Raw genomic sequence first — 14,291 nt, 5'->3', positions numbered from 1 at the left:
CCGTCGCTGTCCCCGTAGCGGCGTCCGTCGCGGTCTCCATAGCGGCGGCGTCCGTCGCGGCTTCCGTAGCGGCCGTCACGCGCCATCCAGGCACCGCTCGCGCAGTGCCCGTAGGTGGCCGAGGTGGTACTCCGCCTGTTCGTCCGCCAGCGCGGCGATCGCCTCGTCGATCAGCGGCAGGGCGTCCGCCGCGCGCCCGGCGAGGTGGTACGTCTCGGCCAGGTCGGTCAGCGTCCGCGCGGCGTTGTACGCCTCCCCGCTGTCCCGGAAGAAGCCCAGCGCGCGCGTCAGCAGCTCCTCTGCCTCGGCCCACCGGCCGAGCCCCCGCAGCGCACGCCCGCGGTGGCGCTGGAGGAGTGCGCGGGCGCGCGGTACATCCGCACGCCCCTCCGCCGCCGGCCCGATCTCCGCGACGTACCCGTCCGCCTCGGCGAACAGCTCCAGCGCCTCCTCGTACCGCCACTGCGCCAGCCGTACCAGGCCCAGCGTCTCCGCGGCGGTCGCCCGGCCGCGCAGGTGCCCCTGGGCGCGCTCGGCGTCGGCGGCGGCCGTCAGCTCCGTCTCCGCCTCCTCGAAGCGCCGCAGCTCCACGAAGGCCAGCGCGAGCTGCGTGTGCATACGGGCGGCCATCCGCGAACCGGGACTCACCGCGTCGGCGACCCAGACCCCGGCCCGCAGCGCGGGCAGCAGCTCCTCGTGCCGGCCGGCCTTGAGCTGGTACGCCCACAGCGCCTCGCAGAGCTGGCAGGCCGCGTCGCCGAGCCGGAACTCCTCGGCGGCCAGCACGGCCTGTACGAGGTTGCCCAGCTCGCCGCCGAGCGCGGCGACCGCCTCGCCGGGGCCCGCGTACGGGCCCGGCGTCAGCCGGCCGTCGGCGTAGAGCGGGCCGACGTGCCAGCGCTGCGGCAGCGCGGCCAGGTCGGCGCGTACGGCGAAGCGCAGCGCCCACTCCACCGTGCGCCCGACGGCCTGCGCGTACGCCGCGACGCCCGCCTCCCGGAGGGCCGCCTGCTCGGCGTGGCGGCGGACGGCCGGACGGTAGCGGTAGCGCCCCGCATCGGTACGCTCCAGCAGCCCCTGGTCCGCCAGCACCTCCAGCAGCCGGCCCGCCTCCGCCTCCTCGATGTCCGCGGCCGCCGCGGCCTGCCCGGCCCCGAACGCGGCCCACGGCCACACGGCCGCCAGCCGGTAGAGCCGGGCCGGAGCGGGCGCGAGCTCCTGGTAGAGGTCGTCGATGACTGCGGGGACGGGGGCAGGGGCGGCGGCGTGAGCGGAGCCGTGCGCCGGGGCGTGAGCGGAGCCGTGCGCGGGCTCGCGCGCGGGCCCCTGCTCGGGCTCGTGCTCTCGCTCGCGCGCGGGCACCTGCTCCGGCTCGCGCGCAGGCTCGTTTCCGGCGGTGCGCCCCGCCTCGTACCGGCCCTCGTCTCCGGACACTCCCGGCTCCCCCTCCTGGCCACGGGTCAGCCGCGGGGCCATCGCCCGCAGCGCGTACGGTGAGCCGCCGCAGCGGGCGAGGACCGACGACAGCGCGGACCGGGACGCCGCCTTGACGGCCCGCTCCCCGACGAGGTCGGTCAGCAGCGCGACGGCGTCCTTCTTCCGCAGCGGGTCGACCTCGATCGGTACGGCATCCAGGCCGGCCAGCCGGTGCTGGGCGACGACAATCGTGAAGACCCCGGGCGCGGCGGTGAACAGCGGCCCGGCCTGCGCCGCGGAGTGGGTGTGATCCAGTACCAGCAGCAGCCGCAGACCGGCCACGAGGCGGCGGAACAGGGCGACGCACTCCGCCCGGCCCGGCGGTATCTCCGGCTCGGTCAGCCCCAGTTCACGCAGTACATGGCGGACCGCCACGGCCGGATCGAGTCCGCCCTCCGCACCGTCGCCACCAAGATCGACGTACACCTGTCCATCCGGGAAGTGCCCGTCCGCGGTTGCCTGCCACCCCCATTGACGGGCGAGCGCGCTCGTACCCATGCCCTCCGGGCCGTACAGCAGTACGCGACGCGGGCGCCCGGCGTACTGCCGCGCCAACTCGCGCCCCATGCTCCGCTTCTGACTGTCCCGGTCGGTGAAATACCGCAGTGAAGGCGGAAGTTGCGGAACCGCACGGGCGCGCGCTTCCGGGAGCGCGTCCCGTACAAGGGCCTGCACTTCGGCGAGGCGCGCGGCGTTACCGGGATCGCGCAGCGCACCCTCGTAGAGCAGGCGGGCCAGACCGTCCCAGTCGCCCGGCGTCGCCGGCGCGGCCACCTCGCGCCCCGCGATCCGCCGGGCGAGGCCGCCGACCGATTCGAGCGCGCGCTTCCCGGCCTCGTTGGCCATGCCCGTGCCGACCGCTCCCAGCATCGCCGTGACCGCCGCCAGCGATATGGGATCCACCATCCCCAACTCCCCTGCTCCCGGCACCCTCACGGCCACCGTCCCCGCCAAGACGAGATCAACCGTAGCGAACGGCGGGGGCGACCATGAGCGTCCCGGGGCACAAGATGATCGCCTCCGTCCTGGCTCGGGTCAGCGAACTCGCAGACCAGGCCGCCGCCCGATCGGATGGCCAACTCAGCCAGGCGCTCGACGGCGGAGTGACTGACAGCGGATGGTCGACCAGGGTGTTCCGGTTCGGCGAGACATGAGACGTGGAGCCACAGCCACAGACGGCGGCCCGGTGGTCTCGACCAGTGTGGACGCCAGAGCGCGGGGTCCGGGTTTCAGGAGGAGAATGGAAGGCGATCAGAGCCCGGCGGGGACCGCAGGAGGTGGATCATGGGAGAAGCACGCGACGTCATGGACCGGCTCACCGAGGCACTGACGACGGCCGCCGATCCCAAGGCCGTCGCGGCGTGCTTCGCGGAGGACGCTGTCGCGGTCACGCCAGATGCGGGAGAGCTCCGGGGGCGCGCGAGCATTGTCGAGTTCTTCGGTCAGATGACGGAGATGATTCCGCAGGCGTCGTTCGAGTCGCTGCACGCGTACGAGATCGGCGACACCGCCATCGACGAGGGGGTCTTCGGCGGCCGCAACACCGGCCCCATCGCCCTCCCCAGCGGCGAGACGCTCCCGGCGACGCAGCGGGAAGTCCGGATACGCGGATGCGACTTCGCCACGGTGAGAGACGGCGTCATCGTCGACTACCGCCTCTATTTCGACCAGGCCGACTTCCTCGCACAACTGGGGCTCATGCCCGAGACCCCGTGAGCTCGTCGCGCCTGCCACCCCGGACGCCGAAGCCGCCCGCGCGGAGCCTCGCGGGGCGGCCCGGCTCAGGAGGGGCCGCTCAGGAGGGACCCGCTCCCACCTTTGCCGCCGCGGCCAGGTAGGCCACCACCAAGGGGCGCTCGTCGTCCCGGCGGGCGGCTACCGCCAGACGGGACGGGGAGATGCCCCGGACCGGTACGGCGATCACCTCGTCCCGGACGACCAGTGAGGCGTTGCCGGTCGCCAGCAGCACCACGCCCTGGCCGTTGGCGACCGCCTCGTGGGTCTCCTCCGCGCTGGCCACCACCCCGCCTATCCGCGGCGCGCGGCCGTCCCGGGCGTCCAGGGCCAGCCAGTAGTCCCGCAGCGGACCGGCCTCCGGAGGGAGGGCGAGGAAGGGCTCGTCCAGGAGATCGCTGAAGTCCACCGCCCCCTCGGGATCGGCTGCGGCCCGCGCCGCCAGGGGGTGTTCCCGCGGCAGTGCCACCAGGCGTGGCTCCTGGGCCACCACCGCGTATCGATAGCGGTCGCCGCCCGGCAGCGGCAGCCAGACGAAGGCGACATCGCTGGACCGGTCCGCCAACCCGGCGCTGGGGTCGGCCCAGTTGACCTGCCGGAGGACGGGCCGTGCGTCCGGGTACTGGGAGATCAGCCGCGTCCGCAGGGCAGGCAGCAGCCCGCGGCCCGGGCTGGTGGACATGCCGATCACCAGAGTGTGCAGCTCGGCGGCCCTCGCCTCTTCCACCGCCGACTCGGCGGCCTCCCAGGCGGCCAGCATCCCGCGGGCGTGCGGCAGCAGGGCCGCCCCCACCGCGGTCAGCCGCACCGCCCGCCGGTCCCGGTGGAACAGAGACGCGCCGACCTGCTTCTCCAGCATCCGTATCTGCTTGCTGAGCGCGGGCTGGGAGACGAACAGCCGCTCGGCGGCCCGCGTAAAGCTCAACTCCTCGGCCACCGCGGCGAAGTAGCGCAGATCGCGTCCATGGACGTCCATAACCCATGGCTATCACAACAGGTCTTGGACGTGGTCCCGGATTTCGGCGAAGGATGGCCGCTGTCGGCGGGGAGGTCCCGAACGGCAGCGGAAAGAGGAGACGAAGAGATGACCGAGAGCGGCAAGGTCTGGCTGGTCACCGGCGCGAGCAGTGGTTTCGGGCGGGCCATCGCCGAGGCCGCGGTCGCCGCCGGGGACACGGTGATCGGCACGGCCCGACGGACCGAGGCGCTGGCCGACCTGGTCGCCGCGCACCCCGACCGGGTGGAGGCGATCGGCCTGGACGTCACCGACGGAGAGCAGATCGACGTGGTGGCCGCGGACGTCCTGGCCCGCTACGGCCGGGTGGACGTGCTGGTGAACAACGCCGGGCGCACGCAGGTCGGGGCGTTCGAGGAGACCACCGACCGGGAGCTGCGCGACCTGTTCGAGCTGCACGTGTTCGGCCCGGCGCGGCTGACCCGGGCGCTGCTGCCGCAGATGCGGGAGCGGGGCAGCGGCTCGATCGTGAACATCAGCAGTTTCGGCGGACAGCTGTCCTTCGCCGGATTCTCCGCGTACAGCGCGACCAAGGCGGCGCTGGAGCAGCTGTCGGAGGGCCTGGCCGACGAAGTGGCGCCGTTCGGCATCAAGGTACTGATCGTGGAGCCCGGCGCGTTCCGCACCAACCTGTTCGGCAAGGGCGCGGCGTACTTCTCCGAGGAACACCCGGCGTACGCGGAGAAGGTCGGCGCCACCCGGAAGCTGGTGCAGGGCGGCGCCGGCACCCAGCCCGGGGACCCGGCAAAGGCCGCGGCGGCGATCCGGCTGGCCCTGGACGCCGAGAACACCCCGCTGCGCCTCGCCCTCGGCGGCGACGCGGTGGACTCCCTCATCGGGCACCTGGATTCGGTGCGCGCCGAACTCGCCGCGTGGGAGAAGGTCTCCCGGGGGACGGACTTCGACACCCAGTGACGGTCCCGGGCGGCCGCTCACACCTCACTACGGCGCTCGGGGTCGTGGTCGAGGTCTGCGAGAAGAGCGTCGAGCGCGTCGTTGAGTGCGTGGGTGTTTGCTGCGTCGAACCAGGTGGTGCGGATTCGCTCGTTGATGCCGTTCGGGGTCTCGTGGGCAGCCGCGAGTCGGGGCAGGGTCCTGGCCTCGTCACTCAGTGCTCGTCCGACGCCTTGGAACAGGCTGCGGACGTATCGATCCGCATCAGCGGAGGGAACGCCGTGCCGTGCGGCCCATTCGGTGAGCGTGGCCAGGTACCAGTAGTGGGTGGTGATCGTTGCCGTCAGTGCGGAGAAGACGTTGAAGGACGTTTCCTCCGCAACGGGCAGTGACCCGCCGAGTCGGTCGAAGAGGGCCGTCGCGGCCGGGTGGGACGGGTGAGTGACGGTGACGGAGGCTCGCCGGCGCACGTCGGGGAGAGGGATCGCACGCACGATCGGTGCATCGGTGTCGAGGGTGCGGCGCAGTTCGTCATTTCCTACGCCGGCCATGACGCTGACCACGACCTTGTCCCCGGCGACCGTCAGTCCGGCGAGGGCATCGGTCCGGTCCTGGGGGCGGACCGCGATGATCACCACCGTTGCGCGGTCGACCACCTCCTGGTTGTCGGAGCAGACTTGCACGGATGAGTAGCGCCGGGACAGGTCAGCGGCTGCGCTTGCCCCCCTCGGGGAGAGGAACACGTCCGGCAGGGTGTCCGCTCCTTCGCACAGTCCTTCCACGAGGGCGCGAGCAATCTCTCCGACGCCGATGATTCCGATGCGATCCGCCGCGTCCGCGCCGACGTCCGCGTCCGTGCCGACGTCCGCGTTCGTTGGATTCGTGGTCATGGATGTTCGCCAATCTCGTGGGCAGGGACTTCGGTCTCAGGGACTGATCGTCGAAAAGCGCCCGTTCCGAGTGTCCGGGTCAGCGGCTGAGGTCCGCCAGCGGGTGCCGCAGCCGGTCGATCTCCTCGGACACCCGGACCGGCACGTTCGCCGCGTTCGGCACCGGCTCCCCGGCGAGGGCGCGTACGACCGACTCGGCCACCGAGACGCCGGCCTTCTCCTGGGCCTCCGTGGTCCCGGCGCCCAGATGCGGGGTGGCCACGACGTTGTCGAGGCCGAGGAGCGGCGAGTCGGTGCACGGCTCGTGGTCGAAGACGTCGAGGGCGGCGCCGGCGATCTCGCCGGCGCACAGCGCGGCGTGGAGCGCGGCCTCGTCGATGATGCCCCCGCGCGCGACATTGATCATGTACGCGCTCGGCTTGGCGCGACGCAGCTCGGCCGCGCCGATCAGGCCGACGGTCTCCGGCGTTCTGGGCAGGTGAACCGTCACGAAGTCCGAGCGGTCCAGGAGTTCGTCGAGCGTGACCAGCGGTATCCCGTCCTCGGTGGACGCCACGTACGGGTCGAACGCGACGACCTCCATGTCGAAGGCGGCGAGGCGCTCGGCCACGAGGCGGCCGATGCGGCCGAGGCCCACGACGCCGAGGGTCTTGCCGGCGAGTTCGACACCGATGAAGCGGCTGCGCTGCCAGGCACCCCGCCGCAGCACTCCGGCGGCCTGCGGCACGTTCCGGGCCACTGCCAGGATCAGGGCACACGTCATCTCGGCGGCGCTGACCACGTTGGCCGCCGGGGCGTTGACCACCAGGACGCCTGCGGCAGTGGCGGCGGGGGTGTCGACGTTGTCGAGACCGACCCCGGCCCGCCCGATGACCTTCAGACGGCTTGCCGTACCGATCACTTCGGCGTCGGCCTGCGTGCTGCTGCGTACCAGAAGTGCGTCGGCATCGGCGACGGCGGCCAGCAGTTGCGCGCGGTCCGTGCCGTCACAGTGGCGGATCTCGACCCCTGGGCCGAGTGCGTCGACCGTGGCGGGCGAGAGCTGGTCGGCGATCAGCACGACGGGTCTGGACATGGTGGTTGCCTCCGTTGGGAGCGGCCTGCGGGCCGGTGAGGAATGGTCGGTGGGCGGGATACGGAGCCGGGCGCGGGGGTCAGCGCCACAGCAGGGCGATGACGCCGAGCACCAGGAACACCGCTGCGTGGGCACCGAGCACGGTGCGCAGCACCCAGCCGGTGTTCACCGGCGCGGCTTCCTGCGCCACGGATGCTTCGGGCTGCAGCGCGGTGGTCCGTACGGTGGTTTCGCGGACCGCGGTCGCGGTGCCCGTGGCCGGGTCGCGCCGGGCGGGGGCGGGTGCTGTGGTCGCCTCTCCGGTGTCGGGGTGCTGCGGGCCGGGAGCGTTGGTGGCGAGCTCGGCCGCGAGCACCACGCGGGCCACCGAACCCCCGGAGGCCAGTGCGGCGCTGACGTTCTGGACGCCGACGAGCTGGACCGCCGGGTAGCCGAGCACGTGGGCGGTGGCCCCTTGGCTGGCGGCGAACATCGCGTTGGCCCCGGTATTGGACCCGGCCAGGAACCCGCCGGCCGCACCGATCCAGGGAGCGACCAGCAGGTAGGCGGGGCCGAGCGAGGCACAGGCCTCGGCCATTTCCCGGCTCATGCCGGTCACGGTCAGCAGGGTGCCGAGGACGAGGAAGACCATGGTGGTCAGGGTGACCTGCCACCAGCGTGCGGTGGCCGTACGCACCGCGGCGGGCAGCACCGGCCCGGGGGAGCCCAGCAGCCGCGGAGCCAGTGCCGTGGTGAGCAGCAGCCACCCGGCCGGACCGGCGATCACCGTCCACCAGCCCTCCTGGACGCCCGCCGCCGTCAGCGCCGCCCGCCCGAGGAGCAGGCCGACCACGAGGAAGACGTACGGGGCCAGGGCGCGGGCCACCGGCCGTGGGCGCCGCTCCCCCACGGCCGGGCGCTCCCGCCGCCGCGAGACGAGCAGCAGCACCCCGATGGTGGCGAGTCCGCCGAGGACACCGGCCAGGGGTACGCCGATGAAGGTGTTCACTGCCCATACCGTGACCCACAACGTCGCGGTGGCCAGCAGCAGTTCGCCGCCCGAGGCCACCGCGCGCCGCACTCCGAAGGAGACGGCGAGCGCCGCGGCGCCGCAGATCAGGAAGACGGGCGCGGAAAGCAGCGCCGACACGACACCGAGTTCCTGGAAGTCCACCCCGCCGAGGTCGGCGGACACCAAAGTGCCGGGTGCGAGCGAGCCCCATGGCACGGTGACCAGTCCGAGCAGCCCTGCCACGGCGGCCTTGGCCGGTGCGAGGCCGAGCTGACGCAGCAGCGGGATCGCGACGATCACCCCGATGCCGAACCCGGTGAGCGACTCGGCGAACGGCGTCACGCCGAACACGATGAGCAGCACCGAGCGGACGGGTGAGTTGCAGGCACCGCCGAGCCGGTCGCCGAGCCGGGCCTGGGCACCGGTGCGGGACATCAGCTCGCTGAGCAGGATGCCGCCGAACAGGATCGCGGCCAGTTCGACGAGCGTGGGCAGCATGTGCAGCTGGGCATCGGCGAGCTCGGCGAGGGGGGTGCGGAACACCGTGGCGGTGAGTACCGCAGCGGTGCCCAGTGCGGCCAACGCGGCGTACAGAGCACGTACCTTGGCCGCCAGCAGGCCGAGGGTCACCAGGATGGGCAGGGTGGCCAGGACCGCGTTCATCGGGCGGCCTCCACGGTGGCGAACGGATGGTCGCCCACCGGGCGGGCCGCATCGAGCATGGCGCGGACGCAACGGTCCGCATCCAGGAGCGCGCGCGACACACCACCGGGCGAGGGAACGTAGTGGTTGTAGAACGTGGCGCCTTCGCAGAGCGGACCGAGAATCCACATCCGGGTGTCCGCGGACCCGTCGCGGCCCACCGGGTGCTGACCGGGCGTGATGTCGACGCCGCCGCTGCTCGGTGCTTGCACGGCGCGGTGGCGGCGGATGCGGCCGCTCTCGCGCAGGTCAGCGAGGAGTGCGCTGCCGGTGTGGTCGATGTCGGGCCGGTCCGACGTCGCGTGGCACAGCCAGTGTGCGTGTGCGGTGTGGTCCTCCGCGAGGCGGGTCGAGGAGAGCCGCCAGGAACCGGTGTCCCCGTCCCAGACGGCCTCCGGCTCGGGGCCGAAGGGCACCTCGACGACGCCGGCGCGGATCAGAGCGAGCAGTTCCCCGTGCCGTTCCAGCTGCGGCCCGGTCACCGAACGGTTGAGGACCGCGGTGAAGGAACCGTAGAACTCGTCCTGCGACTTTCCGTCCAGACCGCCGAAGTCGACGGCGTAGCGCAGGACGTCCCGCTGGTCGCGCAGTACTTCGAGGGCGGACTTGAGCGGGCTGGCGCCCAGGCCCTTGGCGGCCTCCAGCAGGTCGGCCTCCAGGGCCGCGGTGTACCAGTCCTGGTAGGCGGCGCTGTCGTCGAGGGCGCCGAGGACGGGGAACAGTACTCGCTCCGGCACGAACTCACCGAAGGCCGCGTGGTGTTCCACGTCCAGGCGAGCGAGCTCCGCATTCAGCGTTCCCGCTTCGGCCGCGGCCCGCAAGGACTCCTCGGTCGCGAGTTCCTGGGCGCCTCCGAGGAGGATGGCACAGCGCCGGTGGAAGGCGATGCGCATCTCCGTGCACACCAGTGGTACGAGGTCGCCATGGAGGCTCAGCGCGCCGTCGGACGTGCCGGTGCGCAGCCGGTCGATGCGCTGTCCGGTGAGCACGAGCGGGGTGAAGGCGCCCTCGCGGTTGGCGGCGGGGCGGGCGCGGAACGGCAGTCCGGTGCGGGAGAACAACAGGATGCGCGGTTCGCGTCCGCTTGGTATGTATTCCCGTACGCCATGGTGGACGGTGTAGCGTCCGCCGCGGCCCAGGGTGAGCGCGGCCAGGGCGTCCATCCCGGACAGGCCGGTGCCGGCCAGGGCGATGGTGTGCTCGGGGGCGACCTGCGCGAACTGCCGCTCCGGCGGGTAGGGCGAACGGATCCTGCGGTGCTCGCCGGGAGCCTGCGCGGCGGCCGCGGGCGGGGTGTGCCCCGTGGTGAGGAAGACATAGCGGCTGCGCAGCACCGTGCCGTTGTCCAGGGTGACGGCGCGCAGGCCGTCGTCGGTGCCGGCCAGGGCGACCGCCGTGGCCGGGTGGAGCCGGATGTTCAGGCGCGCGGGGGCGCGGTCCAGAGTCCGCTGCAGGAACCAGGACAGGTACGCGCCGAGTATCCGGCGCGGCAGATAGTCGTCCGGGCGTATCTCACGGCCATGGGTGCCGAGGGTGAACCCGTCATCGGCCAGGCGCAGACCGCGCTCGCGCACCCACTCGTACAGGGTGGGGCCGTGGTCGCCGACGGCCTCCCCGACGGTGGCTTCCTCGGGGAAGAGCGAGACCTGGCTGCAGACGGTGTTGAGCAGCAGGTAGTCGGGCTGTTCCGGATCGTGCAGGCCGGTGCCGTCGCAGGTCGGGTCGACGAGGTCGACGGTGACGGGGTGCTCCGCCCATTCGGGGGCGGAGGTCAGGGTGATGAGGCGTTCGAGGACGCCGACGCCACGGGAGCCGAGGCCGATGACGCAGACGCCGGCCGGGGGCGTGGGGGCGTACGCAGCGTTCGATGCGGAGGTGCGGGTCATGACTACCACCGCTGGGTTTCGCCGAAGAAGTCGGAGATCTCGACGGCCTCGCCGGACTCCTGCGCGGTGCGGTGGACGTGGGTGCCGACCGCGAGGTCGAGCACGCCGAGGCCGAACGGGGAGAAGATCACCGGCCGGTCGGTGGCCACCTCGACCTCGCCGCGGATCACCTGGGCGAGGGTGCCGGCGATGAACTCCCGGTGTCCGTACTTCTGTTCCGCCAGGTGCGGAGAGGTGTTGGCCGTCATGCAGTGATCGACATCGTCCAGGATGTTCTGGGCGGCGGCGATGATCTCGGGGCCGATGTCGCGCAGCGAAACGTTCAGGACGATCTGGCCGGGAGCGAACGCGGCGGGGTCCAGGACATAGGGTTCGCCCGCGGTGGTGGCGAAGACCACGAGGCCGGCACCGTCCACGGCGGTTCCGAGGTCCGCTTCGACGCGTGCGGGGTAGCCGAGAGCGTCGCCGGCGTAGTCGGCGAACGCCCCGCCGTACTCGGGAATCCGGTCATGGATGACCAGGTCGTCGATGTCCCACTCCTGGGCCTTGAAGAACTCCAGGATGTTCCGGGCGATGATGCCGGCGCCCACGATGGTCAGCCGCCGGACGGTGCGCGAACCGGTCAGCTCCTCGGCGGCGAGGACCGCGGAGGCGGCGGTACGGGCCGCGCTGATCTGGGACGCCTCCAGGCAGGCGAACGGGTAGCCGGTCTCGTAGTCGTTGAGCAGCAGGGCCGCCGAGGCGCGGGGCACCTTGTTCTTGATGTTGCCGGGGAAGCTGCTTATCCACTTGATGCCCGCCACGTTGTACTCACCGCCGAGGTAGGCCGGCAGGGCGATGATGCGGCTGTCCGGCTTGTCGGGGAAGCGCAGGAAGTAGCTGTTGGGATTGACGGAGTCACCGTCCTGGTGTGCCAGGTAGGTGGCGCGCACCTCTTCGACGATCTGCTTTCTGCCGCGCTCGATGATGTTCCGGGCGGTCTTGCCGCCGATGACACTGAACTCGAACATTGATTACCCCTTCATCGCGAGGGCGGCCGCACGCCCCGGCTCGTTGTCGGTTTTCTGGGTGTTCCGGGAGCCGTGCGGACCCGAATCGAGTCGGCCGAACCGTTCAAAAACCCAGACTTCGTCGTAAATGGTGTCGAGATAGCGGTCGCCGATATCGGGCGAGATGGCGACCACGCAGGCGCCCGGCTCGATGCGGTCACTGTTGCGTTCCACGGCGGCGAGCACCGACCCGGTCGATCCGCCCAGCGCGATACCGCGCTCCGCGGCGAGCCGCCGGCACATCCGCACGGCCTCGAACTCCGGAATGAGAATGACCTCGTCAACCCTTCCGGAGCGGAAGATCTCAGGCCTTCTGCTGGTACCGAGACCGGGAATGTGCCGCTTTCCGGGCGGCCCGCCGAACGTCACCGAACCCACCGAATCCACGGCGGTGATCCGGGTGTCCGGCGAATGCTCCCGGAAATAGTCGGTGCAGCCCATCAGCGTTCCGGTGGTGCCGGCGCCGATGAAGAGGTGGTCGATCCGCCACCCCTGCTCGACGATGGCTGCCGCGGTGCGCTCGTAATGGGCGCGCGGATTCGCCGGGTTGGCGTACTGGTTCGGCCAGACCAGCGAGGAGTCCTCGCGCAGCCGCTCGTGGATGTAGTCGATCCGGGTCTGCAGGAAACCGCCGTTGGCGTCGCGCTCGGTGACCACGACGACATCCGCGCCGAACGCCTCCATCAGGGCGATGCTCTGCTGCGCGGTGTTCGGGTCGGCGACGCAGGTGAAGGAGTAGCCACGCGCGGCGCACACCGAACCGAGTGCGATGCCGAGGTTTCCGGAGGACGATTCGATGACGCGCCCTCCCGGCTCCAGGAGTCCGCTGCGCTCCGCGTCCTCGATCAGCCCGACAGCCGCCTTGATCTTGATGGAACCCGCCGGATTGAGGCCCTCGATCTTCAGCTTGAGATCAACGTTCGGAATAAATCCGTCCAGGTCCAGGAATACGCTGTCCAGGACCAGTTCATGAGCGTTCCGATAGAGCATCGGACTTTGCCCTTCTGGGAAATGGAGCCCGGAACAGGGTCAGGCGTCCGGGTGGGTGCCGTCGAAGTACTGCTTGGCCTCGGACCACACGTCACGGGCGAGCTTGCGGCCCTGGGCGTCGGCCTCGGTGTGGTCGAACTCCCAGTGCACACCGCCCCACAGCCGCGAGTGGCCGACCTCTTCGGCCGCGGCGCTGAACGTCGGCCATTCGAGCTGTACGTCGTTGGTGGGCATGCCGGGCTCGATGGTGGACGAGCCGGCCTTGATGACGCCCTTGCCGCCGTACTCGTCGGAGCCGGTGAACAGCTTCAGCATCTCGGCGCCGGCGGAGGTGAAGCCGGTGTGACCGGAGCCGTAGGCCGCGAAGGACGGAGTGTTCAGATACGGCCGCCACGTCGAGCCGTCGATGGTGCGGGTGCCCTTGCCGGGGCCGGCCCAGCCCTTGATGTCCTGACCGGACTTGGCGTACCGGATCATGGTGATCGGGCGGCCGTAGTCGTAGTGGCGCTTGGTGTTCCAGTCGACGACGGCCTCGTCGGCCTCGGCGATGTTCAGGGCGAAGAACATCTTCACGTCGCGGTCGAGCGAGTGCCGGTCGCGCTCGGAGACGTGCCTGGCCCACACCTGCGGGATGGCGGACGAGGACTCGCCCGGCCACTGCCAGTGCTCGGCGATGGCCTTCTGGCGCTCGGTGAGGTGGGCGTTGCGCTCGATCTGCTTCTCGATCGCCGCGTCGGCCTCCGGCGTGCCGTACTTCGGCGGCGCCGGCGGCAGGTACGTGGCGGTGTCGTCGATCAGGAACGGCTCGGCATCGGCGAACTGGGGCGTGATGAAGGACTGCGTCTTGCCGTCGGCGGTGGTGAGCGGCGCCCAGCGGTCCGGGGCGACCAGCTTGTCCTTGTCGAAGTCGTTGACGTCCTGCGGCGCGTTGACCGGCGTGTACGAGCCGGGCGGCGGGGCGTACGGCGGCGTGCCGAGCTGGTTGGAGCCGTCCTCGTGGCGCACCTTGAGCAGGGCGTCGGTGGCGGTGACGGCGATGCCGGCAGGCGAGTCCCCCGCGGCGCCCTCGACCTCGGCCGGATCGTAGCCGAGGGAGCGCAGCTTCTCGTCGAACGTGGCCCGCTGTGCGGGGAACAGGTCGCTCAGAGCGCGGTGCGCGGCGAAGCTGATCGCCTCGCGCTTGTTGGCGTACGTACGCTCGGCCTGCGGGCGGCGCAGGTCCCCGCCGAGCTGGGTACCGACCGCGTGGTGGTCGTACGCGGCCCAGGCGTCGTAGATCGCGTTGTGGACGATGCCGAGGGTGCGCCCGCCGACCGGCGGCGGGGTGTTGTGCCCCGTCGCCTTCGCGTTGGCCTTCATGGCGGCGACGGTCCGGGCGTTCCACTGGAGGACGACGTTGCCGCCGTCCGTGGCGGTCCGGGCCGCCACCGGGGTCGCCGGGGTGTCGTGCGACGCCGCGGACGCGGGGCCGGTGACCGCGGTGGCGAGGGTCATGGCGGTGAGGGTGCCGAAGACCGCCCATTGTCTGAGCGGGGTGGGCCGGGGCCGGAGGAACTTCATGAAGGTCTCACGGGGCCTTTCTCGGGGGG

The 14,291-nt window shown here is 71.7% G+C and carries 10 protein-coding genes and 1 pseudogene; 2 read left to right on the top strand and 9 right to left on the bottom strand.

Annotated features, from left to right (window positions below; genetic code table 11):
- Positions 1-75 precede the first annotated feature (75 nt).
- Positions 76-2,382, bottom strand: coding sequence for a tetratricopeptide repeat protein (locus AB0I82_RS27570; RefSeq protein WP_363260052.1), 2,307 nt, complete (start codon positions 2,380-2,382; stop codon positions 76-78).
- A 378-nt stretch (positions 2,383-2,760) separates the two neighbouring features.
- Here AB0I82_RS27570 and AB0I82_RS27565 point away from each other — a divergent pair, with 378 nt between their 5' ends.
- Positions 2,761-3,192 (top strand): nuclear transport factor 2 family protein, encoded by a 432-nt coding sequence (locus AB0I82_RS27565; protein ID WP_363260051.1) that lies wholly within the window; start codon positions 2,761-2,763, stop codon positions 3,190-3,192.
- Between the two features lie 79 nt (positions 3,193-3,271).
- On the opposite strand, the gene AB0I82_RS27560 is transcribed toward AB0I82_RS27565, so the two are convergent.
- Positions 3,272-4,186 carry a LysR family transcriptional regulator gene (locus AB0I82_RS27560; protein ID WP_363260050.1) on the bottom strand — a complete coding sequence of 305 codons (915 nt, stop codon included), beginning with the start codon at positions 4,184-4,186 and terminating at the stop codon, positions 3,272-3,274.
- Between the two features lie 108 nt (positions 4,187-4,294).
- Here AB0I82_RS27560 and AB0I82_RS27555 point away from each other — a divergent pair, with 108 nt between their 5' ends.
- Positions 4,295-5,140 (top strand): oxidoreductase, encoded by an 846-nt coding sequence (locus AB0I82_RS27555; protein WP_363260049.1) that lies wholly within the window; start codon positions 4,295-4,297, stop codon positions 5,138-5,140.
- A 17-nt stretch (positions 5,141-5,157) separates the two neighbouring features.
- Here the strand turns inward: AB0I82_RS27555 and AB0I82_RS27550 are convergent, their stop codons facing one another.
- The 7 genes and pseudogenes from AB0I82_RS27550 to AB0I82_RS27520 form a co-directional block, all read right to left on the bottom strand.
- Positions 5,158-6,009: an NAD(P)-binding domain-containing protein gene (locus tag AB0I82_RS27550; RefSeq protein ID WP_363260048.1), complete on the bottom strand. Its 852-nt coding sequence runs from the start codon at positions 6,007-6,009 to the stop codon at positions 5,158-5,160.
- A gap of 142 nt (positions 6,010-6,151) precedes the next feature.
- Positions 6,152-7,084: pseudogene (locus AB0I82_RS27545) on the bottom strand (hydroxyacid dehydrogenase); the annotation flags it as partial.
- A gap of 79 nt (positions 7,085-7,163) precedes the next feature.
- Positions 7,164-8,738, bottom strand: coding sequence for an L-lactate permease (locus tag AB0I82_RS27540; protein WP_363260047.1), 1,575 nt, complete (start codon positions 8,736-8,738; stop codon positions 7,164-7,166).
- Positions 8,735-10,663 carry an FAD/NAD(P)-binding protein gene (locus AB0I82_RS27535; RefSeq protein ID WP_363260046.1) on the bottom strand — a complete coding sequence of 643 codons (1,929 nt, stop codon included), beginning with the start codon at positions 10,661-10,663 and terminating at the stop codon, positions 8,735-8,737. The genes AB0I82_RS27540 and AB0I82_RS27535 overlap by 4 nt, the downstream gene beginning before the upstream one ends.
- 2 nt (positions 10,664-10,665) lie before the next feature.
- Positions 10,666-11,673 carry a 2,3-diaminopropionate biosynthesis protein SbnB gene (gene sbnB / locus AB0I82_RS27530; RefSeq protein WP_363260045.1) on the bottom strand — a complete coding sequence of 336 codons (1,008 nt, stop codon included), beginning with the start codon at positions 11,671-11,673 and terminating at the stop codon, positions 10,666-10,668.
- 3 nt (positions 11,674-11,676) lie between these two features.
- The gene (sbnA, locus tag AB0I82_RS27525; protein WP_363260044.1) at positions 11,677-12,702 is read right to left on the bottom strand and encodes a 2,3-diaminopropionate biosynthesis protein SbnA; all 1,026 of its coding nucleotides are present in this window, start codon (positions 12,700-12,702) and stop codon (positions 11,677-11,679) included.
- 39 nt (positions 12,703-12,741) lie between these two features.
- Positions 12,742-14,262, bottom strand: coding sequence for a vanadium-dependent haloperoxidase (locus AB0I82_RS27520; RefSeq protein ID WP_363260042.1), 1,521 nt, complete (start codon positions 14,260-14,262; stop codon positions 12,742-12,744).
- Positions 14,263-14,291 lie beyond the last annotated feature (29 nt).

The sequence above is a fragment of the Streptomyces sp. NPDC050315 genome (assembly GCF_040655775.1).
GTDB lineage: Bacteria > Actinomycetota > Actinomycetes > Streptomycetales > Streptomycetaceae > Streptomyces.
This window is presented reverse-complemented; position numbering and strand designations above follow the sequence as displayed.